Annotated in this window: 17 protein-coding genes; 7 read left to right on the forward strand and 10 right to left on the reverse strand. The window is 63.2% G+C overall.

The genetic code is table 11. The features are described from left to right. Positions 1 to 177 precede the first annotated feature (177 nt). The 5 genes from HT051_RS05130 (at position 178) to HT051_RS05150 (ending at position 7,361) form a co-directional block, all read left to right on the forward strand. Positions 178 to 2,625 (forward strand): FAD-dependent oxidoreductase, encoded by a 2,448-nt coding sequence (locus tag HT051_RS05130; RefSeq protein ID WP_174541038.1) that lies wholly within the window; start codon positions 178 to 180, stop codon positions 2,623 to 2,625. A gap of 24 nt (positions 2,626 to 2,649) precedes the next feature. Further along, positions 2,650 to 4,164, forward strand: a complete 1,515-nt coding sequence (locus HT051_RS05135; RefSeq protein ID WP_174541039.1) for an aldehyde dehydrogenase — start codon at positions 2,650 to 2,652, stop codon at positions 4,162 to 4,164. Positions 4,165 to 4,209: 45 nt separating this feature from the next. Next, on the forward strand, positions 4,210 to 4,368 hold the full coding sequence (locus tag HT051_RS05140) for a hypothetical protein (protein WP_174541040.1): 159 nt from the start codon (positions 4,210 to 4,212) through the stop codon (positions 4,366 to 4,368). Continuing rightward, positions 4,368 to 5,777 (forward strand): cytosine permease, encoded by a 1,410-nt coding sequence (locus tag HT051_RS05145; RefSeq protein WP_174541041.1) that lies wholly within the window; start codon positions 4,368 to 4,370, stop codon positions 5,775 to 5,777. The genes HT051_RS05140 and HT051_RS05145 overlap by 1 nt, the downstream gene beginning before the upstream one ends. A 180-nt stretch (positions 5,778 to 5,957) precedes the next feature. After that, positions 5,958 to 7,361, forward strand: a complete 1,404-nt coding sequence (locus tag HT051_RS05150; RefSeq protein ID WP_174541042.1) for an FAD-binding oxidoreductase — start codon at positions 5,958 to 5,960, stop codon at positions 7,359 to 7,361. 43 nt (positions 7,362 to 7,404) lie between these two features. Here the strand turns inward: HT051_RS05150 and lpdA are convergent, their stop codons facing one another. From lpdA to HT051_RS05180, 6 genes are all read right to left on the reverse strand, one after another. Beyond that, positions 7,405 to 8,835 (reverse strand): dihydrolipoyl dehydrogenase, encoded by a 1,431-nt coding sequence (gene lpdA, locus HT051_RS05155; protein ID WP_174541043.1) that lies wholly within the window; start codon positions 8,833 to 8,835, stop codon positions 7,405 to 7,407. Positions 8,836 to 8,866: 31 nt separating this feature from the next. After that, positions 8,867 to 10,168, reverse strand: a complete 1,302-nt coding sequence (gene aceF / locus HT051_RS05160) for a dihydrolipoyllysine-residue acetyltransferase (protein WP_174541044.1) — start codon at positions 10,166 to 10,168, stop codon at positions 8,867 to 8,869. Positions 10,169 to 10,222: 54 nt separating this feature from the next. Next, positions 10,223 to 12,898 (reverse strand): pyruvate dehydrogenase (acetyl-transferring), homodimeric type, encoded by a 2,676-nt coding sequence (gene aceE / locus HT051_RS05165; protein WP_174541045.1) that lies wholly within the window; start codon positions 12,896 to 12,898, stop codon positions 10,223 to 10,225. Positions 12,899 to 13,192: 294 nt separating this feature from the next. After that, on the reverse strand, positions 13,193 to 13,846 hold the full coding sequence (locus tag HT051_RS05170; protein WP_174541046.1) for an LUD domain-containing protein: 654 nt from the start codon (positions 13,844 to 13,846) through the stop codon (positions 13,193 to 13,195). Beyond that, positions 13,843 to 15,264, reverse strand: coding sequence for a LutB/LldF family L-lactate oxidation iron-sulfur protein (locus tag HT051_RS05175; RefSeq protein WP_174541047.1), 1,422 nt, complete (start codon positions 15,262 to 15,264; stop codon positions 13,843 to 13,845). The genes HT051_RS05170 and HT051_RS05175 overlap by 4 nt, the downstream gene beginning before the upstream one ends. Then, positions 15,264 to 16,070, reverse strand: coding sequence for a (Fe-S)-binding protein (locus tag HT051_RS05180; RefSeq protein WP_174541048.1), 807 nt, complete (start codon positions 16,068 to 16,070; stop codon positions 15,264 to 15,266). Before HT051_RS05180 ends, HT051_RS05175 begins: the two co-directional genes overlap by 1 nt. A gap of 141 nt (positions 16,071 to 16,211) precedes the next feature. Between HT051_RS05180 and HT051_RS05185 the strand changes: the two genes are divergently transcribed. Together HT051_RS05185 and HT051_RS05190 are read left to right on the forward strand one after the other, a co-directional pair. Next, entirely contained in the window at positions 16,212 to 16,973 is a 762-nt protein-coding gene (locus HT051_RS05185) for an FCD domain-containing protein (RefSeq protein WP_174541049.1), read from the forward strand. Between the two features lie 53 nt (positions 16,974 to 17,026). Continuing rightward, the gene (locus HT051_RS05190) at positions 17,027 to 19,015 is read left to right on the forward strand and encodes a sigma-54-dependent Fis family transcriptional regulator (protein WP_174541050.1); all 1,989 of its coding nucleotides are present in this window, start codon (positions 17,027 to 17,029) and stop codon (positions 19,013 to 19,015) included. Between the two features lie 175 nt (positions 19,016 to 19,190). On the opposite strand, the gene HT051_RS05195 is transcribed toward HT051_RS05190, so the two are convergent. From HT051_RS05195 to aldA, 4 genes are all read right to left on the reverse strand, one after another. Continuing rightward, positions 19,191 to 20,897 (reverse strand): PQQ-dependent dehydrogenase, methanol/ethanol family, encoded by a 1,707-nt coding sequence (locus HT051_RS05195; RefSeq protein WP_246810183.1) that lies wholly within the window; start codon positions 20,895 to 20,897, stop codon positions 19,191 to 19,193. 141 nt (positions 20,898 to 21,038) lie between these two features. After that, positions 21,039 to 22,793 (reverse strand): PQQ-dependent dehydrogenase, methanol/ethanol family, encoded by a 1,755-nt coding sequence (locus tag HT051_RS05200; protein WP_174541052.1) that lies wholly within the window; start codon positions 22,791 to 22,793, stop codon positions 21,039 to 21,041. A gap of 65 nt (positions 22,794 to 22,858) precedes the next feature. Further along, the gene (locus HT051_RS05205; RefSeq protein WP_208454388.1) at positions 22,859 to 23,467 is read right to left on the reverse strand and encodes a ubiquinol-cytochrome c reductase iron-sulfur subunit; all 609 of its coding nucleotides are present in this window, start codon (positions 23,465 to 23,467) and stop codon (positions 22,859 to 22,861) included. A 475-nt stretch (positions 23,468 to 23,942) separates the two neighbouring features. Then, positions 23,943 to 25,397: an aldehyde dehydrogenase gene (gene aldA, locus HT051_RS05210; protein ID WP_174541053.1), complete on the reverse strand. Its 1,455-nt coding sequence runs from the start codon at positions 25,395 to 25,397 to the stop codon at positions 23,943 to 23,945. Positions 25,398 to 25,599: the final 202 nt, after the last annotated feature.

Raw genomic sequence — 25,599 nt, forward strand, 5'->3', positions numbered from 1 at the left:
AAGGTCCCTGTCGATGTGACGTCAGCGATAGCAGAGAGGCGCCCGGTCTGCGAAGGGCGAAATGTACAATTTCCCCTATGGATTCAGAAAAGTGAAAAAATAGAGTTGAAAGTTCACAGACATGATGTTCTGATTTCATGAGATCACATTTTGCTGCGCATTGGCCAGGGGAGTTTCATGAGCATTCCGGATCGAGCCGAGGTTGTCATTGTCGGCGGTGGCGTGGCGGGCTGCTCGATCGCCTATCATTTGGCGAAGCTCGGCATCACCGATGTGGTGCTGTGCGAGCGTAAGCAGCTGACTTGCGGCACCACCTGGCACGCCGCCGGTCTCGTCACCCAGCTTCGCGCCACCCGCAACATGACCGAGCTCGCCAAATATACCGGCGAGCTTTTTTTGTCCCTGGAGGACGAAACCGGGCAGGCGACCGGCTACAAGCAGAACGGCTCGCTCCGCCTTGCCAGCAATGAGGCGCGGTTCGAGGAGCTGAAGCGTGGCGCCTCCATGGCGCGGAATTTCGGTCTGGAAGCTCATGTGGTGAGCCCGGACGAGGTCAAGGAGCGCTGGCCCCTGGCCGAGACCGACGATCTTCTCGGCGCGATCTGGATGCCCAAGGACGGGCAGGTCAATCCGGCCGATGTCACCATGGCGATGGCCAAGGGTGCGCGCCAGAAAGGCGTCCGCATTCTGGAGAACACAGCCGTCCAGCGCATCCTGGTGGAGAACGGCAAGGTCGAAGGGGTGGTCCTCGACGAAGGCGAAATCCGCGCCAAGAAGGTCGTCATCTCAGGCGGCATGTGGTCCCGGGATTTTGCGGCCGAAATCGGCGTCTCGCTGCCGCTTCATGCGGCGGAGCATTTCTACATCGTCACAGAATCCATGCCCGGACTGTCGCGCGATCTGCCGGTGATGTTCGTGGCGGACGAATATTCCTATTTCAAGGAAGATGCCGGCAAGCTGCTGCTCGGCTGTTTCGAGCCGGTGGCCAAGCCCTGGGGGCAGGACGGCATCCCGGCGGATTTCTGCTTCGATTCTTTGCCCGAGGACATCGACCATTTCGAGCCGGTGCTGGAGATGGCAGTGGCGCGGGTGCCGGCTCTGGCCGAGACCGGTATTCAGCTGTTCTTCAACGGTCCGGAGAGCTTCACCCCGGACGACCGCTATCTTCTTGGCGAGACGGCGGAGGTTTCGGGCCTGTTTTGCGCCTGCGGTTTCAACTCGGTCGGCATTCTCTCCTCGGGCGGTGTGGGCAAGGCGCTGGCCGCATGGATCCGCGACGGGCATGCCCCGGTCGAGCTGGCCGATGTGGATGTGCGGCGCATGCAGCCGTTCCAATCCAACAAGCGCTATCTCTACGACCGCACCAAGGAGACGCTCGGCCTGCTCTATCAGATGCATTGGCCGAACCGGCAATATGAGACCGCGCGCGGCGTGCGGCGCAGCCCGTTCCACGAGCGGCTGCTCGAGGCCGGCGCCTTCATGACCGAGGCGGCCGGCTATGAGCGGCCGGGCTTCTTCGCGTTTGAGGGTGAGACTCCGTCCATCGAATATTCCTACGGGCCGCAGAGCTGGTTCCCGAATGCCGCCCATGAGAGCCGCCATACGGCCGAGAAGGTCACCCTGTTCGATCAGAGCTGCTATGCGCAGTTCCATGTCGAGGGCCGCGATGCCGTCCGCGAGCTGAACCGCATCTGCGCGGCCAATATCGACGTTCCCGTCGGCAAGCTGGTCTACACCCAATGGCTGAACGAGCGCGGGGGCATCGAAGCCGATGTCACCGTCACGCGGCTTTCGGAGACATCGTTCCTCGTCGTCACCATCGCAGGCTCGCAGACCCGCGACTTTTCCTGGCTACGCCGCCGGCTCGATCCGGAAGCCCAAGTGTTTGCCCTCGACGTCTCCTCCGGCTCGGTGATCCTCGGGCTGATGGGACCGAACTCGCGGGACCTGCTTCAGGCGCTCTCCGGCGAAGACTTCTCGAACGCCGCCTTTCCCTTCGCCCGGTCGAAGGAGATCGAGATCGGCTATGGGCGGGTTCGCGCCAGCCGCGTCACCTATGTCGGCGAGCTCGGTTGGGAGCTTCTGATCCCGACGGAATTTGCGGCCAACGTGTTCGAGGCGCTCATAGAAGAGGGCGCAAATCACGGCCTCGCCCATGGCGGCTATTTCGCCATCAACTCCATGCGCATGGAGAAGGGCTATCGCCATTGGGGCCACGATATCGGGGAAGAGGATAATCCGCTTCAGGCGGGGCTTTCCTTCGCCGTCGATTTCGACAAGCCGGACTTCATCGGCCGCGATGCGATGCTGCGCGCGCGCGAGGCGGGCACGCCGACGCGGCGCCTGGTGCAGATCCGTCTCGATGGCGGGGGCAATGCGCCGCTGGTCTATCACGAGGAGCCGATCTGGCGCGACGGCGCGATCGTCGGTTCGGTGACCTCCGGCGGGTACGGCCACCGCATCGGGGCCTCGTTGGGTATGGGCTATGTCAGCTGTCCCGAGGGCGTCACCGACGCGTTTCTCAATTCAGGGCGCTTCGAGGTCGAAGTCGCCTGCGAGCGCTACGGCGCTCACGTTCAGCTGCAAGCTTTTTACGATCCTGCGGGAGACCGCATCAGGGCCTGATTCTTTCTGGGAGAGATGACAGTGATGGAAGTGCAAGAACGCCTCAAAGCCGTAAGCGGCCAAATCTATATGGATGGCGGTTTCGCCAAGAGCGGCGCGAGCGAGGCCTATGATGTGATCGATCCGGCGACCGAGCTGGTCATTGGTGAAATTCCGGAGACGCCCGCAGCGGAAATTGACGCCGCGGTGGAGAGCGCCAACCAGGCCCAGAAGGGCTGGTGGAAGCTGGCCGCTCTGGAGCGGGCGCATATCCTGCATCACGTCGCCGATAAGATGATCGAGCTGAAGCCGCTTCTGGCCGAGGCGCTGACTCGCGAGATGGGCAAGCCCTATAAAGAATCCCTCGACGAGGTCGATTGGTCGGCCCACACGATCCGCCATAGCGCCGAGATCGCGCGCAGCGATATGGGCCGCGTTATGGGCCCGGCAACGGCCGGTCAATTTCACTATACGCTGAAGCTTCCCCTCGGCACCGCGGCACTCATCATGCCGTTCAACTATCCTATGGTGCTGCTTGCATGGGAGGCCGGCGCGGCCTTGGCGACGGGCAATGCGGTGGTGGTGAAACCCTCCGAATATACCACCCTCACCACGCTGCTCTTCGCCGAGGCCTTCTCTCCCTTGCCTAAGGGGCTGTTCCAGATCGTCTCGGGCGGTCCCGAGGTCGGTAAGCGGCTGGTGGAGCATTCCGGCACCCATGCCGTTGCCTTCACCGGCTCGATCCCTGTCGGACAGAGCGTGGCGGAGAGCTGCGGGCGGCTGATGAAGCCGTCCTTGATCGAGACCTCCGGCAACGACCCCTTCCTGGTGATGCCATCGGCCCCGCTGGAGTTGACTGCGCGGGCCGCTGCCTTCTCCGCCTATATGAATTGCGGGCAGATCTGCGTCTCCGCCGAGCGCTACTATGTGCATGAGGATATCCACGACGCCTTCGTCGACGCGCTGGTGAAGGAGACCGAGAAGGTCCGCGTCGGCAACGGGCTCGACAAGGTCGATATGGGGCCGATGGTCTCGCAGAAGGAACGTGACCGCTACGAGGCGCTGCTCAAGAACGCTATCGAAGAGGGCGCCCGTCCGGCGTCCGGCGGCGGCCGTCCCTCGCAATTCAACCGCGGCTGGTTCGTCGAGCCGACCGTGCTGGTCGATTGCACGCCGGATATGAGGGTCTTCCATCAGGAGAGCTTCGGCCCGATCGCGCCGATCTGCCGGGTGAAGAGCTTCGAGGAGGCCGTCGAGCTCGCCAACAATTCCAAATATGGGCTGGGTGCCAATATCTACACCACCGATCTCCACGAAGGCATTCGCGCCGCCGAGGAGCTGGAAGCGGGCATGGTGTGGGTCAACGCGCCCTTGCTCGACAACGATGCCGGCCCGTTCGGCGGCACAAAAATGAGCGGCATGGGGCGTCAGCTCGGGCCCGAAGGGCTGGAGACGTTCCGCTCAACCAAGACCGTAATGATCGATCCGGATTGCGAGGCGCAGGATTTCTGGTGGTTCCCGTATTCGGACGAAGAAATGTATCCGGGAGAAGACGCATAAGGCGGCGATAGGTTCAAACGACAGCAAAAAGGGGATTGGGGAAAGATGTCTGAACAGAGTTTTCCGCCGGAGTTGGAACGGCGGATTGCGGAGCTGGAAAAGCCTGAAAATCAGGGCGCCGGCTTCACCAAAGGAGATTGGATATTTCTGATCGCGACCGGTGTCGTTGGGCCGGTTCTGCTTCTGATATGGGGGTGGCAGTAATGGCGCAAGAAGCCTCGCAATTGCATACGGGCGAGACGCCCGATGAAAGCAACTATCCGCTTCTCAAGTCGGAACGGAACTGGGGCCGGATCGAGCTCTTCATCGTTTTGCTCGTCGCCGCTTGCGCCACCTGGTGCTACGTCATCGGCGAATATGTCGGCTACTACCTCAACTTGAAGCAGGGCTTCGCCACGATGACGTCGGGCTCCATGTTCGGCATGCTGATCGTGGCTTTGGCGGTGGTTCCGGCTGCCACGAAATACGGCATCGATTCCATCGTTTCGGCGCGGCCGCAATTTGGCAGCAACGGCTGGATTATCACCGTTGCCCTGCAATACATCTCGATCATCGGCTGGAACTCGATCCTGATCATCTTCTTCGGAAGCTCGTTGCGGGAGCTGTTGGCGACAATCGGCTTGATCGGCGAGGAGGGCAAAGCCCTGGTGCAGCCGATCGCGACGCTCGGTGCGTGCGCCCTCATCTTCGGCGTTCTGATGACGGGCAAGTCCGGCGTGGCGCGGGTCTCCAATGTGCTGTTCTTCTTCATCGTCGGCGTCGGCATCTGGATGGTCTGGCTGCTGCTCGCCCGCGAGGGGACGGCGATTTCCGAAGCAACGCCGGCTTACGCCTCCGATGCGCAATGGGATTACGTGACCGGCATCGAGATCGGCATCGTCAGCCTGCTGTCGTGGTGGCCGTATATCGGCGCTCTGGTGCGGGTGTCGCCCGATGCGCATACCGCAACGGTGCCGTCGATGGTCGGCATGGGCCTGCCGGTGCCGCTGCTCAGCGTTATCGGGCTTGCCGCCATCCTGGCGCTGGAGACATCCGATCCTTCGATGTGGATGGTGCAGCTCGGCGGCAGCTTCTATGGCGCCATCGCGTTGGCCTTCGTGATCGCGGCCAATCTCGGAACGGCGATTGCCGGCGTCTATGCGACGGCGGTCGGGCTGAAGAGCGTGCCGGCGATCAGCCGCCTGCCATGGTGGGTGACCTTGCTTCTCGGTATTGTGCCGGTGGTGATTGTCGGCACCTTCCTGCCGGATCTGTTCTTCAACAATTTCGGATCGTTCCTGGCTTTCATCGGCGTGTTCTTCTCGCCGCTCTGTGCGATCCAGATTGTCGACTTCCTGATCCTGCGCAAACGGAAGCTCGACGTTCGCGGGCTTTACGATGGGTCCGAGGACGCGCCCTATTATTACTGGTTCGGCCTCAACCCTGCGGCCATCGCCGGCATGGTGGCGGGCTTTGTCACCTATATCTATCTGCTCAACCCGCTCACCTATGTCAGCCGCTCGCCTTATGAGTATCTGACCGCGTCTTTGCCGACGGCGGTGATCGGCGGGCTGGTCTATTATCTGGTGACGATTGCCTTGGTGAAGCCCGCCGGAAAGGGTGGCTACAACTAGGCGCGAGGCTGGCGCGGCGTCGAGGTCGATCTGAGACAAGGCGTCCGCAGGGCCGGCCCAGCAGGCTGACAATCGGACAGACACGTTTGGTCTGGCGGCGAATGCCATTGAGCATTGGCCGCCAGGCTTTTTTGATTGTGGAAACGGTGCTCCGGCAGTTCCGTGAGCGGAAGGTTCGCGATGGATGTGAAGAAGAACGGCGAGGTCTCGTTTTGGTATGCCGATATGGGGGGCGTGCCGGCGTATCGTCCGCCGCTGCCCGGCGATCTCGCGGTGGATGTCTGCATTGTCGGGGGAGGCTTCACCGGCCTTTGGACTGCCTATTACCTGAAGCAGACGCAGCCCTCGCTTTGCGTTGCCGTGGTGGAGAAGGAATTCGCCGGGTTCGGTGCATCGGGCCGCAATGGCGGCTGGTGCTCGGGCGGCTTCGCCTGGAGCCGGGAGAAATATCTCGAAACCGGAAGCCGGGCCGGGGTGATCGATTTCGAACGCCAGCTGCGCGGCACGGTGGACGAGGTGATCCGCGTCGCCGAAGAGCAGGGGATCGATGCCGATATCCGGCGCACCGATTGCCTGACCTATGCCCGCTCTCCGGCACAGATGCAGCGGCTGCGCGAGAGCTACGAGGAAGAGATTGCCTGGGAGGTGCCGAAGAGCCGCGTTGCGCTAATCGGGGCCGAGGAGGCCAGCGCCCGCATTCGCATTGAGAATGCGCATGGCGCGGTGGTGACCCATGACGTTGCGCGGGTGCAGCCGGCCAAGCTGGTGCGCGGCCTGGCCGAGGCGGTCGAGCGGCTGGGGGTAACGATTTACGAGCAGACCACCGTCACCGGGATCGGCAAGGGCTGTGTGACGACAGACCGGGGGCAGGTGAAAGCGCCGCGCATCGTGCGCGCCACCGAAGGTTTCACCCACGGCATTGCCGGCAATGAGCGCGAATGGGTGCCGCTGAACAGCGCGATCTTGGTGACGGAGCCGGTGCCGGAAGCGGTTTGGCGGGAGATCGGCTGGGGCGGGTATGAGCTGGTCGCGGATGCCGCCCATGCTTATTGCTATGCGCAGCGGACGGCGGGAAACCGCATCGCCTTTGGCGGGCGCGGGGTGCCTTATCGCTTCGGCTCTAAGACCGATATGCGCGGCCAGACCCAGGCGGAGACGATCGCACAGCTGCAGGAGATCTTGTGGCGGCTCCTGCCGCAGACCCGCGCTCTCAAGCTCGATCATGCCTGGTGCGGTGTCTTAGGCGTGCCGCGCGATTGGTGCGCCACGGTCGGGCTCGACTGCGACAGCGGAATCGCCTGGGCCGGCGGCTATGTCGGGCTCGGTGTTTCCACCTCGAACCTTGCCGGACAAACCCTGGCGGATCTGGTGCTGGACAGACAAACGGAGCGCACCGGTCTTCCCTGGGTGAACCGGCGCCCGCGCAAGTGGGAGCGAGAGCCCCTGCGCTGGCTCGGCATCCATTCGATGTACCGGCTCTACCATCAGGCCGACCGGAACGAGGCCAAGGGCGGCGGGCTTAAGACCTCGCGGCTGGCGACGGTGGCGAACTGGCTGACCGGTCGCTCGGGCGGGGGGCTGTGATCCGAGGTTGAGGCGAGAGCTGGTGGCGGGCTAACCCGACCTGTCAGCGCGATTTGCGCTTGGGCGGGATCAGATCGGTGATGGAGCCGTCGAACATCTCCGCGGAGAAAGCGAAGGTTTCCGACAGGGTCGGATGGGGATGGATGGTGGCCGCGATATCGGTGGCATCGGCGCCCATCTCGATGGCGAGTGCGGCCTCGGCGATCAGGTCGCCGGCATTGGGGCCGACGATGCCGCAGCCGAGAATGCGATGGGTTTCCGGGTCGAACAGGGTCTTGGTGATGCCTTCGTCGCGGCCCAAGGATAGCGAGCGGCCCGACGCCATCCAGGGGAATTTCGCCGCTTCGTAAGCGATGTCCTTGGCGGCCGCCTCGCGCTCGGTCAGCCCCACCCAGGCGACTTCCGGGTCGGTATAGGCGACGGAGGGGATCACGCGGGCATCGAAGGCCGCTTTTCTGCCGGCGGCGACCTCCGCCGCCACCTTGCCCTCATGCACGGCTTTATGGGCCAGCATGGGCTGGCCGACGATGTCGCCGATGGCGAAGATGTGCGGGACATTGCTGCGCATTTGCGCGTTCACCGCAATGAAGCCGCGCTCGCCGATGCCGACACCGGCGGCCTCCAGGCCGAGATCGGCGCTATTGGGGGTGCGGCCGACGGCGACCAGCAGCTTGTCGAAGCCGGCCGTTTCGGGTGCGTCCTTGCCGTCGAAGCGGACCGTCAGCTCCTTGGCCCCGGCCTCGATGCCGGTGACCTTGGTGTTGAGATAGATCGCTTCGTAGCGGGCGGCGATACGCTTTTTCAGCGGGGCGACCAAGTCGGGATCGGCGCCGGGGATGAGCTGATCCATCACCTCAACCACGCTCACCTTGCTGCCGAGGGCGTGATAGACGGTCGCCATCTCCAGCCCGATGATGCCGCCGCCGATCACCAGGAGGCGTTCGGGAATATCGGCGATCTCCAGCGCACCGCTGGAATCGAGAATGCGCGGATCGTCTTCGGGAACGAAGGGCAAGCTGGCGGGGCTCGATCCGGCGGCGATAATGGCCTGCTGGAAGCCGACCTTCGTGGTGCTGCCGTCCTGTGCGACCTCGATCGCATTGGGCGAGACGAAGCGGCCGGTGCCGGTGACCACCTTCACCTTGCGCTGAGCGGCCAGGGCCTTGAGCCCGCCTGTCAGCTTGCCGATCACGCCATCCTTCCAGCCGCGCAGCTTCTCAAGATCGATCTGTGGCGAAGCGAAGCCGAGCCCGTTTGCGCCCATGGCTTCGGCCTCTTCGATGACCTTGGCCGCGTGCAGCAGAGCCTTGGACGGGATGCAGCCGACATTGAGGCAGACGCCGCCCAATACCGGCTCCTTCTCCACCAGGACGACGGATTTCCCCAGATCGGCGGCGCGGAAGGCCGCCGAATAGCCGCCGGGGCCTGCGCCCAGCACCAGGATTTCCGCTTCGATATCGGCGTTGTTCGTCATGGGATTTTGGCAGCCTTGGATATGTGGGGAATTAGAGGATCAGCTTGCGGATATCGCCCAGGATCTCGGCAAGATACCGGGTGAAGCGCGCCGCATCGGCGCCGTCGATGACGCGATGGTCGTAGGACAGGCAGAGCGGCAGCATCAGGCGGGGGACGAATTCCTCTCCATCCCAGACCGGGCGCATCTTGGCGCGCACCACGCCGAGAATGGCGACCTCCGGTGCGCTGACGATGGGCGTGAAATTGGTGCCGCCGATGCCGCCGAGGCTGGAGATGGAGAAGGTGGCGCCCTGAATATCGGCGGGTGCGATCTTGCCCTCGCGCATGCGCTGGGAGACGTCGGAGAGCTCTTGGCTCAGCTCGAAGATACGCTTTCGGTCGGCATCCTTGATCACCGGCACGACCAGCCCGTCCGGCGTATCGACCGCCACGCCGATATTGTAGTAGCGCTTCAGAATCAGCGCGTCCGCCTCCGGCGATAGCGAGGCGTTGAAGTGCGGGAATTTTCGCAGGGCAATGGCGCTGGCCATCAACAGGAAGGAGAGCATGGTGATGCGGAAGCCGTCCTCGCGGGCCTTGGCGTCGAGCTCCTTCCGGTAAGCATCGAGCTCGGTGATGTCCGCCTCGTCGGTATGGGTGACGTGGGGGACATTGAGCCAGGCGCGATGCAGATGCGGCCCCGACAGACGCTTCAGACGGGAGAGCGGCACCTCCTCGATCGGGCCGAACTGGGCGAAATCCTGCGGCGGTATTTTCGGAATGCCGCCGCCCGTGCCGGGCGCTGCGGCGCTTGCGCCGGCCAGGCTTCGTTTCACGTCTTCCTTGGTGATGCGCCCTTTCTCGCCGGTTCCTTGCAGCTTGCTCAGATCGATCTCCAGCTCGCGCGCAAGGCGCCGGACCGATGGGCTGGCATGCACCTCGCCCGGAATAGGGGCGATGGTATCGGGCTCAGAAGAGGGCGCCGAAGGGGGAGCGGGCGACGCGGCGGGAGAGGATGCCGCCTGCTCTGCCGACGCAGCGTCACTGTGGACGGGTGCCGCTTCGTCTGCGTTTCCCGGCTCGCGTTGCGAGTCCGGTCCCGCTCCCCCTTCGACTTCGGCTGCGGCTTCGAGAGTTAGGATGAGAGAACCCTCGCTCACCGTGTCGCCGACCTTGACGAGGAGCTCCGCAACCTTGCCGCCGGACGGGGCAGGCACCTCCATCGTCGCTTTGTCGGATTCAAGCGCAATCAGCGGATCGTCGGCGGCAATGGTGTCCCCGGGCGACACCAGAACCTCGATCACAGGCACATCGGCGAAATTGCCGATATCGGGAACTTTCACTTCGATCATTTGACGTAGAACCTCAAAGGAATGGGCGGGAAGGCAGGCCGGATGCGGGCCGCGCTACACCGTCACCGGGTTGGGTTTGCCCGGATCGATGCCGTATCGGGCGATGGTCTCCGCCACGGTTTTTGCCGGGATCTTGTCCTCGTCGGCCAAAGCCTTCAGGGCGGCGACGACGACGAAATGGCGGTCAACCTCGAAATGGAAGCGCAGCTTGCGGCGGTAATCGGAGCGCCCGAAGCCGTCAGTGCCGAGCACCCGGTAGGGGCCGGGGACATAGGCGCGGATCTGTTCGGCGAAGGCCTTCACATAATCGGTCGATGCGATCACCGGTCCGCCTGCACGGGACAATTGCCGGGTGACGTAAGGAATGCGCGGCTTGGCGGTCGGGTGCAGCAGGTTCCAGCGTTCGGCCGCTTGCGCTTCGCGGGCAAGCTCGGTGAAGCTGGTCACGCTCCAGACATCGGCGGTGATGCCGAAATCCTTGCTGAGCAATTCTGCCGCCGCCAGAACCTCGCGCAGGATCGCGCCCGAGCCCAAGAGCTGCACGCTCAGGCGGTCCTTCTTGCGCCCCGACCGAAGGCGGTAGATGCCCTTGATAATGCCCTCTTCGGCGCCTTCGGGCATCGGCGGATGGGCGTAATTCTCGTTGAGGACGGTGAGATAGAAATAGACGTCCTCCTGCTCCTCCACCATGCGGCGGAGCCCGTCGCGAACGATGACGGCGACCTCGTAGCTATAGGTCGGATCGTAGGAGACGCAGTTGGGGATTGTCGCGGCGATCATGTGGCTATGACCGTCTTCGTGCTGCAGGCCTTCGCCGTTCAAGGTGGTGCGGCCCGAGGTGCCGCCGATCAGGAAGCCGCGCGAGCGGCTGTCGCCGGCGGCCCAGGCGAGATCGCCGACCCGCTGGAAGCCGAACATGGAATAGAAGATGTAGAACGGCACCATCGCGACGTTGGAGGTGGAGTAGCTGGTCGCGGCGGCAATCCAGGACGACATGGCACCGGCCTCGTTGATGCCTTCCTGCAGCATCCGGCCCTTGCGGTCTTCCTTGTAGAACATCAGCTCGCCGGCATCGGAGGGCCGGTAGAGCTGGCCCACTTGGCTGAAGATTCCGAATTGGCGGAACATGCCTTCCATGCCGAAGGTGCGGCTCTCATCGGGCACGATCGGCACGATGCGCGAACCCAGCGTCTTGTCGCGCAGCAGCGAGGACAGGATACGCACGAAGCTCATGGTGGTGGAGATCTCGCGCTCGTCGGAGCCTTTGAGCTGCGCTTCGAACTGGCTCAAAGGCGGTGCGGTCAGCGCTTCGGTCTCGCGCCGCCGGGCGGGCAGCGGGCCGCCCAGTGCCTCGCGGCGGGCACGCAGATAGCGCATCTCTTCAGAGTCTTCGGCGAAGCGGATATAGGACAGCTTCTCCACATCCTCGTCGCTGGCCGGCACCTTGAAGCGGTCGCGGAACTGGCGCAGCGCCTCGGTTCCCATCTTCTTCTGCTGATGGGTGATCATCTGGCCTTCGCCGTCCTTGCCCATGCCGTAACCCTTCACGGTCTTGGCGAGGATGACGGTGGGCTGGCCGGAATGCTCCACGGCCGCCTTGTAGGCGGCGTAGACCTTGGCCGGGTCGTGGCCGCCGCGGGTCAGGCGCCAGATCTTCTCGTCGGACCAGTCGGCGACCATGGCGGCGGTCTCCGGATAGCGCCCGAAGAAGTTTTCGCGGATATAGGCGCCGTCCTTGGACTTGAAGTCCTGATATTCGCCGTCGACGCATTCCTCCATGAGCTGGTGCAGCTTGCCGGTCTCGTCGCGGCTCAGCAACTCGTCCCAGCCGGCCCCCCAGAGCACCTTGACGACGTTCCAGCCGGCGCCGCGGAAAATGCCTTCCAGCTCCTGCACGATCTTGCCGTTGCCGCGCACCGGGCCGTCGAGACGCTGCAAATTGCAGTTCACCACGAAGATCAGATTGTCGAGGGCTTCGCGCCCGGCAAGCGAAATCGCCCCGAGGCTCTCCGGCTCGTCCATCTCGCCGTCGCCGCAAAACGCCCAGACATGCCGGTTGCTCGTGTCGGCCAGATCATGGGCGTGCAGATATTTCAGGAAGCGGGCCTGGTAGATGGCCATAAGCGGGCCGAGCCCCATGGACACGGTGGGGAATTGCCAGAAATCCGGCATCAGCCAGGGATGCGGATAGGAGGAGACGCCTTGGCCGTCCACCTCCTGGCGAAAATGCTCCAGCTGGTCTTCGCTCAGACGTCCTTCGAGGAAGGCGCGGGCATAGATGCCGGGCGAGGAATGGCCCTGGATGAAGACCAGATCGCCGCCGTGCTCCTCCGAAGGGGCATGCCAGAAATGATCGAATCCAGTGTCGTAGAGGGTCGCCGCCGACTGGTAGCTGGCGATATGGCCGCCAAGCTCGGAAGAGGTTTTGTTGGCGCGCAGGACCATCACCGCCGCGTTCCAGCGGATGGCGGCGTGAATGCGCCGCTCGATCTCCGCATTGCCGGGGTGAACCGGCTCTTGTTCGGGCGGAATGGTGTTGACGTAGGAGCTGCGTGCGGCGAACGGAACACGCGCGCCGCGCTGGCGGGCGGCCTCGACCGTGCCGCTCAGCAGCCGGTCGGCGCGATCGATGCCCTCGAAGGACATCACCGAGGAAATCGCGTCGGTCCATTCCTGCAGCTCTTCCGTTTCGTCGTCGGCTTTGTCGCGACCGTTGGCTATGTCCTGCATGGCCATCCCTATTCTTTCCACCCTTGGTACCGGGGCATTCCACGCGCCCCTGGTTCTTATGACGGTGGCGCGCCGGTGAGCGACGCCGCCTGCAAGATCTCAGTAAGCACAAAGCATGCCATTGGCCGCCGCTCTTCGGATTGATGGGGGATGCGATCTAACTTGCTAGAATCATGGAGAAAATATCCCTCTCTTTGGAGGGGCGAAGACCGGGAGGCAGGCGCGCTCCACTGTCCGGCGCTTGCGGTGTTACACAAGGCGTGACAGGGGGGCTTAGGCCGCCGGGCGAAGGGCTCAGTCGCTTCCGAGCAGGAACAGATGCACGGCCTTGGGGCCGTGGGCCGGGCGGACGACGATGCCGCCGACATCGGCGGTGCGCGAGGGGCTGGCGATGACGTTCATGGCGCGCGGCCAGCCTTGGCCCTCGGCGCGAAAACGGTCCCAGACCTCTTCCGGATAGGCGGCGATATCGCCGGTCCGAAGCACGATGACGTGGATGTCGGGCAGGAAGTTCAGCGTCGCTGGACTGCCCGCGCCGGACCGGAAGACCAGGCTGCCGGTCTCGGCGATGCCGGCGGCGGCAAAGGTCACGCTCAAATGCTCCTCGCGCCGTCCGGCAGCGAAATTGATCTGCCAGTCCTTTGGCCAATCCAGATCGGCCAGCGCGGGGGCGACACTGATATCGGCTTTAAGACCGGTCTCGGACAGCAGCCGCGCCAGCGCCGGGACCAGCATTTGGAGCGAGGCGATATGATCGACGGCGATGCCGTTGGCGTCCGCCTTGGCGATGAAGCGGCTGACGCGATCGTCTTCCATCGCCGGGAGCGGCGCTGTCGGGGGGGCGGTCATGCGCCGGTCCAGCGCGGCGGGCGGCATCGGCACCGCACCGTTCTGGCGAAGCGCGGTGCGGATCCGCGTCAGGATCTGAGTGCGGGCGTCCGCGCTCATGGCTGCTTTGCGCCTTTCGACCAGGCATCGAGGAAGGTCTGGCCTTGGGGCGCGGGAAAATCGCGGCTTCCGGTCCAGCCGCCGGCCAGAGGCAAGCGGCGGAAGCGGCCCCGCTTGCCGCCGAGCTTGTGGAGCACAGCCATGCCGAGCCGGGTCAGGCTGCGATAGAGCCGCGGCTTGGTGGCAAGCCAGGCCCAAAGGCCGAGCGACCAGCGGACGGTCTGCTTGACGAATCCGGCCTCCCAGCGCTCGTGGCGCAGGCGGCGCAACAGATCGGGCAGGGGAATATCGACCGGGCAGACCTGCTGGCAGCGGCCGTTCAGGGTGCAGGCATTGGGCAGATCGCCGGCCTCCTCCAGGCCTGCGATCATCGGGGTCAGAACCGATCCCATGGGACCCGGATAGACCCAGCCATAAGCATGGCCGCCGACCGACAGGTAGACAGGGCAGTGGTTCATGCAGGCGCCGCAGCGGATACAGCGGAGCATCTCGCGAAAAGGTCCGTCCAGCATCTTGGTGCGGCCATTGTCGATCAGCACCACGTGATACTCTTCCGGACCGTCGAGATCGTGCGCGCGCTTCGGCCCCGTCATGAAGGTGGTGTAGGCGGTGGTCTCCATGCCGAGGGCGCTGCGGCCCAGCATGCGGAGCAGGGCGCTGGCATCGTTCAGGCTCGGCACGACCTTCTCGATGCCGGCGGTGACGATATGCACCGGCGCCAGCATGGAAGCGAGGTCGCCATTGCCCTCATTGGTGACGATGATGTTGGAGCCGGTTTCGGCGATCAGGAAGTTCGCGCCGGTGAGGCTGACATCGGCGGTGAAGTATTTCTCGCGCATGATGGCGCGCACCTGAGCGATCAAATCCGCCGCCTCGGTGACGCGCTCTTCGAAGCCGTAAGCGCGGTGGCGCTCGTAGAACAGCTCGGAGATTTCCTGCACGGTCTTGTGCACCGTGGGCACCACGATATGGCTCGGGGTCTCCTTGGCGAGCTGGACGATATACTCGCCGGCATCGGTCTCCAGCACCTCGCAACCATCGGCCTCCAGCACGGCGTTGAGGCCGATCTCCTCCGACACCATGGACTTGCCCTTGGTGACGATCTTGGCGCCGGCCTTTCGGCAGATATCGCGCACGATGCGGCAGGCATCCTCGGCATCTTCCGCCCAATGCACATGGCCGCCTTGGGCGCGCACCGCCTCTTCGTAGCGCTCCAGATAGAGGTCGAGATTCTCCAGCGTGTGCGTGCGGATGTTGCGGGCCGCCTCGCGCATGGCCGGAAACTCGGGGAGGGCGGCAACGCTCCTGGCCCGCGCGGCGGCGAAGCCGGTCTTCAGCCCGTCGAAGGCGGTGCGTATATTGGGATCGAGCAGCGCTTCGGAGGCCCGTTCGCGGAACTGCTGGCTCGCGATCTGCATCACTTCTTCTCCGGCTTGCGGTCCGGCTCGCCGATGGCGGCGAGATCGGTCATGCCGGCCAGAACCTCGGCGGCATGGAACACGCGGGCGGGCTTGCCGAGCCGCTTCAGGCGGCCGGCGATATTCAGCAGGCAGCCGAGGTCGCCGCCGAGCACCGTGTCGGCCTCGGCGCTCTCCACATTGGCAACCTTGTCGGAGACCATGTGGGTGGAGATCTCCGGGTACTTGACGCAGAACGTGCCGCCGAAGCCGCAGCAGGTCTCCGAATCCTGCAGCTCGGCGAGCGTCAGCCCTTCGACCTGAGACAGCAATTGGCGCGGCTGGTCCTTGATGCCGAGCTTGCGCAAGCCCGAGCAGCTATCGTGATAGGTGACCCGTCCGGGATAGGAGGCGGGCATCGGCCGGGCGCCAAGAATGTCGGTGAGGAAGGACATCAGCTCGAAGCTGCGCGCGGAGAGATCGGCGGCCCGCTCGCGCCATTTCGCATCGTCTTCGAACATCTCCGGATAGTCCTTGCGGAGCGTTGCCATGCACGAGCCGGAGGGGCCGACCACATAATCGAAGTCTGCGAAGGTTTCGATCACCTGCTTGGCGATGCGCCGGGCGGCGGCATCGTCGCCGTTGTTATAGGCCGGCTGGCCGCAGCAGACCTGCTGCGCCGGCACCGAGACCCGGCAGCCGGCATCCTGCAGCAGCTTGACCGCCGCAAAGCCGATATTGGGCCTGAACAGGTCCACGAGACAGGTGACGAAGAGCCCGACATGCGGACCCTTGGATTTGCGGAGTTTCGTCTCGGATTGGACCATTTGGTAAAATTTTCATACCAAGCTTGATGTCTGGTCCAGTCTGTAACACTATTGACATGCGCGGGCAAACGATGACTCCTGCCCTCGCGGCGGACGGCATTTTTAGTGCAGGTCTTCAATGCAGGCCGGGGTGGTCATCGAATGGAACGCATACGGCATCCGCGGATTGCCCAGGCGATCGCCGATCACATCGAAAAGCTTATTCTGCAAGGCGTTTTGCGGCCGGGCGAGCGGCTGACGCCGGAGCGCGAGCTCGCCGAAAAGCTCGACGTCTCGCGCCCTTCCTTACGTGACGCTATCGAGATGCTGGTCGAGCGCGGGCTTCTCACGCGGGCGCGCGGCGGCACTTTCGTGGCGCAATTTCTGTCGCCCTTGCTGAAGCCGCTGGCCTCTTTGCTTCAGGACAATCCCGAGGTCACCGGGGATTATTTCGAATTCCGGGAGATGATCGAAGCCCAGGCTGCGCGCTATGCGGCGCGCCGGGCCTCCGATATCGACCGCCAGGCGATCGAGGATTGCGTGGCGCGGATGAAGGCGGCGCACGAGCTGGAAGATCCGGAGCAGGAGGCGCAGGCGGATGTCGATCTGCACCTTCTGATCTACGAGGCGGCGCATAACGCGGTGCTGCTGCATTTCATGCGGGCGCTGGTGGAGCTGCTGCGCAGCAACATCTTCTATAGCCGGCAGCAGCTCTATCAGCGCAGCGCCGTGCGCAACAAACTGCTCGTGCAGCATCTTGCCATCGCCGAGGCGGTGCTTGCCGGCGATCCGGAAGCGGCCGAACGGGCCGCGGCGGAGCATGTACGATTTACTTTCGAAAGCGTCGAAGCCATTCGCCGGGACAGCATGAGGCTGCAGGCATCGCTACTACGCGTCGAAAGAAGCGACTATCTTGCGAGGTGATAAAACAAAAAACGCCCAATCAACCAAACAGATAAACATTAGGGAGGGGCGCAATGGATGCAACAGAGATTAAGAAGATGGAGCTGGGCGAGTCGCGCGATCTGACCTGCTCGGCCGGAATTGGCGAGCTGCAAGGCCATTACGAGAGGCTGCCCAGTGCACAATGCGGGCATCTCATCGAGTCGTCTTGGGAGCGCTGCGTCAGCCAGTACAAGCTCGACCGCAGCCGGCATAAAGGCCCGGAGATCGTCACCACGCCGGAGTTCAAGGACGCGGCGGATCCGCTGGATCTGCTGTGCTATGTGGCGCGGCCGCATATCGAGCGCCTGCTGGGCCGGCTGGCCTCCTCGCCCTATGTCGTGATGCTGTCGGATCCGAACGGCATCGCGCTCGACGTGCTCGGCGATACGCCGCCGGACAAGGCGATGCGCCGGATGGGCGTGTGCACCGGTGCGCTGTGGGGCGAGGATCATGCCGGCACCAACGGCATCGGCACCTCGCTCGCCACCCACTCCCCGGTCACCATTCATCGCGGCCAGCACTTCTTTCCGACCTTCGCCGGACTGACCTGCACCGCGGCGCCGATTTTCGGTGTCGACGGCGAGGTGATCGCGGCGCTGGATGCGTCCTCCGTCGCCGATCTGCCTTACGAGATGCAGGTCTTCGTGCTCGACCTGATCGTCGGAACCGCGCGGCATATCGAGCGCGGCTATTTTCTGGAGCGCAATCGCGACCGCACCATCTTGCGTGTCGAGGCGGGTCTTGCGCGGGCGCAGGAGGGCAACGGCCTGATGCTGGCGCTCGGCGATGACGGCTGCCCGGTGGAGCTGTATGGCGGCCATGGCGACGGTCTGCCGATGCTGGACGGGCGCCAGATCATCGGACATCCCTTGTCCGGCTTCCTGGAGATCACCTGGCAGGATGCCGGCGTCCATCATGCCGATGCTTTCGTCGAGCGCATCGGCATCGCGCATCTGAAAGAGTCTGGGCAGCCCTGTTTCGCCAGCCTGATGACGCCTAAGGGGCGGCGCAGTATCGCCAGGCCGGGCAAAACCTCGCCGGCGCGCTGCGAATCCAAGGTGGCGGCCCGGGGCGCGACGGAAAGCTTGGGGCTGGAGGTTCTCGCCGGTGAGGATCCGGTGTTGCGCAAGCATGTCGCCACGATCCAGAAACTGGTCGACAAGGGATTGCCGATCCTTCTGCAAGGCGAGACCGGGACCGGCAAGGAGGAGTTCGCCCGCGGCATTCACGAGACCGGTGCGCGCGCCGACAAGCCTTTCACGGTTATCGACTGCTCCTCGATCCCGGAGAATCTGGTCGAGAGCGAGCTGTTCGGCTATGAGGCGGGCACGTTCACCGGTGCGGTCCGCGGCGGCCGCAAAGGCCGGATTCCAGGCGCCAACGGCGGCACTCTGTTTCTCGACGAGATCGGCGATATGCCACTTTCCCTGCAGACCAGGCTGCTGCGCGTGCTCGCGCAAGGCGAGGTGACACCGCTGGGAACGGCGAAGCCGGTGAAGGTGGATTTCAACGTCATCTGCGCCACCCATCGCGATCTCACCGAGATGGTCGCCAAAGGGCAGTTCCGGCAGGATCTCTATTACCGGATCGCCGGCCTCCAGATGGAACTGCCGGCCTTGCGGGATCGCACCGACAAGGCGAGCGTCATTCGCGGGGCTCTGGAAATCGAGGCCGCGCGTATGGATCTCGGCATCCCGCCACGGATTTCCGAGGCGGCGATGGAGGTGCTGCTGGCGCAGCCCTGGCCGGGCAATATGCGCGAGCTACGCCTTGCCATGCGTTATGCGCTGGCCTGCACCACGGAGGACGAGATTCAGCCGGACCGTCTTCCGCACTGGCTGAAAGAGACGCCGAAGAAAGAGGAGGGGACGGTGCGTGCCGCTCTTCCGACCGCGGCGGAGCTTCAGGAGGTACTGGAGCAGCGCCAATGGTGCATCTCCGAAGCTGCCGATCAGCTGAAGGTGAGCCGCCAGACGCTCTATCGCTGGCTCAAGCGCCACAATATCAGCCGCCCCGAGTAGCGCCGGTTACATCTGGAAGCGAGGCCGCTTGCCGCCTCCCGGCGGGAGAGCGGCTTTCGCTGCCCGCCGCTAAACCGTGGCTTCGTCCGCCAAGGCGTGTCCCTCATCTACGCAAAAAAAAGGCCCTCCCGACGATATCGCCGGAAGGGCCAGGGTGGACGCGAAGGTAAGTGGGTTACTTCTTGTCGTCAGGCAGGGCGAAGACCCAGACCGAACCGCCTTCGGGCACTTCGGGTTCCCAGCCGTCCTGCACGGCCATCTTGCTCTGGATCCACTGAGCGTCGACGCCATAACCGGAGACCACGGCAATGTACTGTTTGCCGTCGATTTCGAAGCTGCTCGGAGGCGAAATGATGCCCGACGGGGTCGGGAACTCCCAAAGCAGATCGCCGGATTTGGCATCGTAGGCGCGGAACTTCCGGTCGTTGGTGCCGCCGGCGAAGATCACGTCGCCAGCCGTGGTCAGGATCGAACCGAAGTTCCAGGACTTCTTGTAGGTGTCCTTCCAGACCTGCTTGCGATCATTGATGTTCCAAGCCTGGATGCCGCCGATATAGGGGAAGTCCTTGTCGGCTTTCAGATCCAGCTTGTTGATGTCGACACCCGCGGACCACTGGCCCGGGATGATGGGCTGCACGAGGCCGGTCAGCGTCATGCAGTGATTGTCGTTGAACGGGATGTACAGCATCTTCGTCTTCGGATTGTAGGCCTGGTAGAACCAGTCCTTGCCGCCCCAAAGGCTCGGGCAGTACGTCGCCGTCTTGCCGGTGCCGACCTTGGCTTCTTCATTGTAGGTCGGACGGCCGGTCTTAGGATCGAGGGTCTTGAAGACGGTGTTCTTCACATACGGCACAGCGTGGTCGTAGGTGATCTTGCCGTCGGGCTCGCGGTTCAGCCAGTAGAGATAGCCGTTGCGCTGAGCGGTGATCAGGCCCGGCACCTTCTTGCCGTCCTTATCGAAGTCGACCAGTGCGGGCGCGTTCATGCCGGCCCAGTCCCAGGAGTCGTTCCAGTGGTACTGGTAATGGCCTTCGACATCACCGTCGTCGGGATTGATGGCCATAACGGAGGCGAGATAGAGGTTGTCGCCCGGACGCTGATCGCCCGGCCAGGGCGAGCCGTTGCCGACACCCCAATAGATGATGTCGTTGTCGGAGTCGTAGTTGCCCGGCATCCACATGGTGCCGCCGCCGTCTTTCCAGGCGTCCTTCCACTCCCCTTCATGGGGCCATGTTTCGTAGCCGGCTTCGCCCGGTCCGGGCACGCCGTAGGTGGTCCAGAGCTCCTTGCCGGTCTTGGCGTCGAAGGCCTTGATGAAGCCGCGCACACCGAACTCGCCACCGGACGGGCCGACGATGACCTGCCCCTTCACCACCAGGGGTGCCGAGGTGATGTAGGCGCTATCGTTCTGCCAATCGCAGACTTCCGATTCCCAGACCAGCTTGCCGGTCTTGGCATCCAGCGCGTCGAGCTTGCAGTCGATGCCCGCTACGTAAACGTTGTCGCCCCAAAGTGCGACACCGCGATTGGTCATGTGCAAGGCGCCGAAGCCGTCGGGCAGCTCACGCTTGTAGCGCCACAGCAGACGGCCGGTCTTGGCATCGAATGCGAGCACTTGATTCTTCGGCGTGGAAACGAACATGTACCGGCCGTTGACGATGGCCGGCGCTTCGTGACCGTAGGCCATCCCCGTTGCGCCGGACCAAACCGGCTCCAACTTGGAAACGTTCTTGGCCGTGATCTGGTCGAGGGGGCTATAACTCCAGCCTTTGTAGCTCCCCTTCGTCATCAACCAGTTTTCCGGCTCCGGATTGGCGAGCCGCTCGTCGGTGACTGTCTTGTACTCTCCCGGTCCGTCCGCGGCATATGCCGACGGGACCATTGCTATCGCTAGCAATGCTGCGTAGGTCAGCTTTCTCATTCGTTTCCTCCTAGCGAAGTTCAAGAGGGAGGGTTTCTTTGCCCCTCCCCCTCCCCGGCGGAATACCGGGATGGCTTTGCGCATCGCGCAAAGATCGTTGCTCTACTTGTCGTCAGGTAGAGCGAATACCCACACCGAACCCCCTTCGGGGACTTCGGCTTCCCAGCCGAGCTGGTTGTGCATTTTGTTCTGAATCCACTGAGCATCGACGCCGAAGCCGGCAACGACGGCAATGTATTGCTTGCCATCGATTTCGAAGCTGCTCGGAGGGGAGATGACACCCGACGGCATCGGGAACTCCCAGAGCAGATCGCCTGTCTTCTCGTCGTAGGCGCGGAACTTGCGGTCGTTGGTGCCGCCGGCAAACAAGACGCCGCCCGCCGTGGTCAGGACCGAACCGAAGTTGAACGTGTCCTTGTACGTCGTGCGCCACATCCGCTTGCGATCGTTGATGTTCCAAGCCTGGATGCCGCCGATGAAGGGAGCATCCTTCTCGACCTTAAGCTCCAGCTTGTCGACATCGACGCCGGCCGACCACTGACCCGGAATGATCGGCTGAACGACACCGGTCCAGGTCATGCAGTGATTGTCGTTGAACGGGATGTAGAGCATTTTGTTCTTCGGGTCGTAGGACTGATAGAACCAGTCCTTGCCGCCCCAAAGGCTCGGGCAATAGGTGGCCGTCTTCCCGGTGCCAGGCTTGTTTTCCATGTTGTAGGAAGGCTGCCCAGTCTTGGGATCGAGTTCCTTGAAGACGTTGTTCTTCACATAAGGAACGGCCCCGTCGTAGGTGATGTCACCCTTGTCATTGCGCTCGAGCCAGTACAGGTAGCCGTTACGCGCCGCGGTCACGAGACCGGGAACCGTCTTCCCGTCTTGTTCGAAGTTGACGAGCGATGGCGCATTCACCGCGTCCCAGTCCCAGGAGTCGTTCCAGAGATACTGGAAGTGGCCGAGGATCTTGCCCTCTTCCGGCTGGATCGAGAGAACCGAGTCCAGATAGAGGTTCTTGCCGGGACGCTGATCGCCGGGCCAAGGAGCACCGTTGCCGACACCCCAATAAATGATGTCGTTGTCGGCGTCGTAGTTGCCAGGCATCCACATGGTGCCGCCGCCGTTCTTCCAGGCGTCTTTCCATTCGCCTTCCTGCGGCCAGCTGTCGGAGCCAGGCTCTCCCGGCTCGGGAATGCCGTAAACGGTCCATTCCTTCTTGCCGGTCTCGGCGTCGAAAGCCGAAATGTAGCCGCGAACGCTGGTCTCGCCGCCCGACGGACCGACGATCACCTTGCCTTTGACGATCAAAGGCGCGGAAGTGATGTAGGCGCTGTCGTTCTGCCAATCGCAGACCTGGGATTCCCAGATCAGCTTGCCGGTCTTGGCATCGAGCGATTCCAGCATGCAATCGATCGTGGCGACGTAGACTTTATCGTCCCAGAGCGCGACGCCGCGATTGGTCATATGCAGCGCGCCGAACCCTTCGGGAAGTTCACGCTTGTGGCGCCACAACAGACGGCCGGTCTTGGAGTCGAAGGCGAGCACTTGATTTTCAGGCGTGGCCACGAACATGTAACGGCCGTTGACGATCGCCGGCGCCTCATGACCATGGGTCATGCCGGTCGCCGCCGACCATACTGGCTTCAACTTCGAAACGTTGTCGGGCTTAATCTGGTCGAGCTCGCTATGGCTCCACCCCTTGTAATTGCCCTTCGTCATTAGCCAGTTTTCAGGCTCTGGATTTGCTAATCGCTCGCCGGTTACCGGTTTGTAGTCCCCCGGTAGATCCGGCGACGATTGGGCTGCGCATACCGATGGTATCATCGCTAACGCAAGCAACGCCCCGTAGGTTAGAGTTTTCATTTGGTGCTTCTCCTTGGCATTCACATTTATTTTCTCGGGAAGGGTTTCTTTGCCCCTTTTTCCCGTTAGCGCGGTGGTCCTAGCCTGCCGATGAAATCGGCAGCCACCGTAAGGTCGCCATCGCCCTCTTTCAGAGGCAGGATGGCCAGTCGACGGGTTGCCGGCCCGTGGACAATCGCGCCGCGATCGCCCGCATCGAAAGTCGATCCGTGGCAATTGCAGACAAACTCGTGTTCGGTTTCGTTCATGGCTGAGATGACACAGCCGTTATGGGTGCAGACGGCCGAGTAGGCGACGACCTCATCTGCCGTGAGGGACTGGGTGTCCTTCTCCACATCGTCGGCAGGGAGGCGCGCCACCAGCAGCAGGTTGAGGCGCGACCTGCTGCGCACCGTTTTCGTTTTCGGATCCATCGGATAGGCCAGCTTGGGCTCTTCGCCGACCTTGAGATCGGCAGGATCGATGATTTCGTTCCTGGGACCGCCGGTCAGATAGACGAGCGTGTCTCCCACCTGCGGCAGCATGCTGCTTGCATCGGTTTCTGCCTCGACACGCGATGCTCCCAATGGCGCCACCGCCATCGTCAAAGCGCCGATCATCAGATTACGCCGACAGCAATCGACGTTCTCTTCTGGCTGATCCTCGTTCCCAGCGGTCTTCTCTTTCTCACTCAACGTACTTTTCCTCCAACATTTTCCCGACGCCCCGTCCGTGCGGTCCGATGACGTTGGGTTGCTCTGTCATCGCCTTCTGCAGGCGGCGGTTCGGCGGTCGGCCGATGTGCCCACAAATGGCTCCCGAGCCACTCTTATGACTCCCTATTAGCAAAACACGTGCCACGGACATTCGGCACGATAAATCAATGCTTTAGTTAAATACGTGACGATTAAACGCACACTCTTCATCGTCACTTCACACTCTGGTGTCACTTGACATGTGTCACACCCGCGCAGCGCGGCTTGCAGCGATCCAGACGGTCCTCGGCAGACGACTCTTTCGGTCGCCTGGGGGCCGCGCAGCCGCGACTGCGGCCGCACCGAAGGGCCCAGTTTCAGGGCGGACATCCGGCGTCCAGAAAGCACGAATGGATCTCTGGACGCCCTGACGGATGCTGCGCCGCAAGTGTCGAAAGCTGACAGCGGACCGTCCTCAGCCGTGCTGCAGATAGACGACGTGGGTCTCGGTATACTCATAGAGACCGTGCTTGCCGTCGGCGCCGCCGATGCCGGATTTGCGCCGGCCGGCATGGAAGCCCTGCATCGCCTCGAAGTTCTCGCGGTTGACGTAGGTCTCGCCGAACTGCAGATCGCGCACCGTGCGCATCGCGGTGTTGAGGTCGTTGGTGTAGATCGAAGAGGTCAGCCCGTAATCGGAATCGTTGGCGAAGGCGACCGCCTCCTCGACGCTGTCGACGACCTGGATGGGCAGCACCGGACCGAAGATCTCCTTGCGCATGATCTCCATATCCGGCTTGCAGTTGGCGAGGATGGTCGGCTCGTAGTGATAGCCGCTCTCCCGATCGGCGAGCTTGCCGCCGGTGACGATCTCCGCCCCCGCATCGCTCGCAGTCTGAACCATCTCGGCGACCTTGGTGAGCCCAATCTCGTTGACCAGCGGCCCCATTTGCAGATCGTCCTCGGCCATGGGATCGCCGTATCGCGTTTCCTGCATCAGCTTGGCGATGCGGTCGGTGAAGGCGTCGGCAACGTCCTTGTGCACATAGGCGCGCTCGGCGCAGTTGCAGACCTGTCCGGTGTTGATGACGCGGGAATTGTAGATGGCGTTGGCAGCCAGATCGAGATCCGCATCGGCGGCGACGATGGCCGGGGCTTTGCCGCCGAGCTCCAGATTCACCTTGGTGAGAGTCTTTGCCGCCGATTGCATGATCCGCGATCCCGTCTCGACACTGCCGGTGAAGCTGATCAGGCCGACATCGGGATGGCTGGAGAGGGCGGAACCTGCCTCCGCGCCGGTCCCGCCGACCAGATTGAAGACGCCTGCCGGCAGATCGGTTTCGGCGACCAGCTCGGCGAAGGCAAAGGCGTTGAGCGGGGTCTCTTCGCTCGGCTTGATGACGATGGTGTTGCCGGTGATGAGAGCCGGCGCCATCTTCCGCGCGATGAGGAAGAAGGGGAAGTTCCAGGGAAGGATGCCGGCGACGACGCCGATCGCCTTGCGCAGGAGGAAGATGCTCTCGCCTGCACGGTCGCTGGGGATGACTTCGCCTTCGATGCGGCGCGCCCACTCGGCCATGTAGTCGATATAGTCGGCGGTGAAAGCCACCTCGACGCGGGCGAGGGGAAGGATCTTACCCTGCTCCCGGGTGATGATCTGGGCGAGATCCTCGGCATTGGCGCGCAGGCGCTCGGCGATGGCACGCAGGTGCTGCGCCCGTTCGATCGCCGGCCGTTTCTCCCAAGCCGGCTGGGCGCGGCGCGCCGCTTCCACCGCTTCGTCCACCGCTTGCGCCGGGCTGTTCGGCACCGCCCCCAGCAGCTCTTGTGTGGCCGGGTTGAACACCTCGATCAGGTCGTCGCTCGCTTTGGTAAAACGGCCATCGATGAAATTTTGATATTGGTTGGTTGTTTCGTGCGCTAAGGACATTTCTGCCTCCCTTATTTGGATTGCGACGGTGCGCCCGCTCGATGATTGGCCTCTCGGCGTTCTCGGCAAATTGCGAAGACGGCCCGTGTTCGAGCCGTCTTCGGTGAGCTTGGGTACGTGTTGCGGCAGATCTTGCCGCCGATTTCGCGCCCGCGGCTCGTATGCTCGCTTGAGCATTTCTTTTCGGCGCGGCCCCACCCGG

It is taken from the genome of Methyloligella sp. GL2 (assembly GCF_013341275.1).
Classification (GTDB): Bacteria; Pseudomonadota; Alphaproteobacteria; order Rhizobiales; family Methyloligellaceae; genus Methyloligella.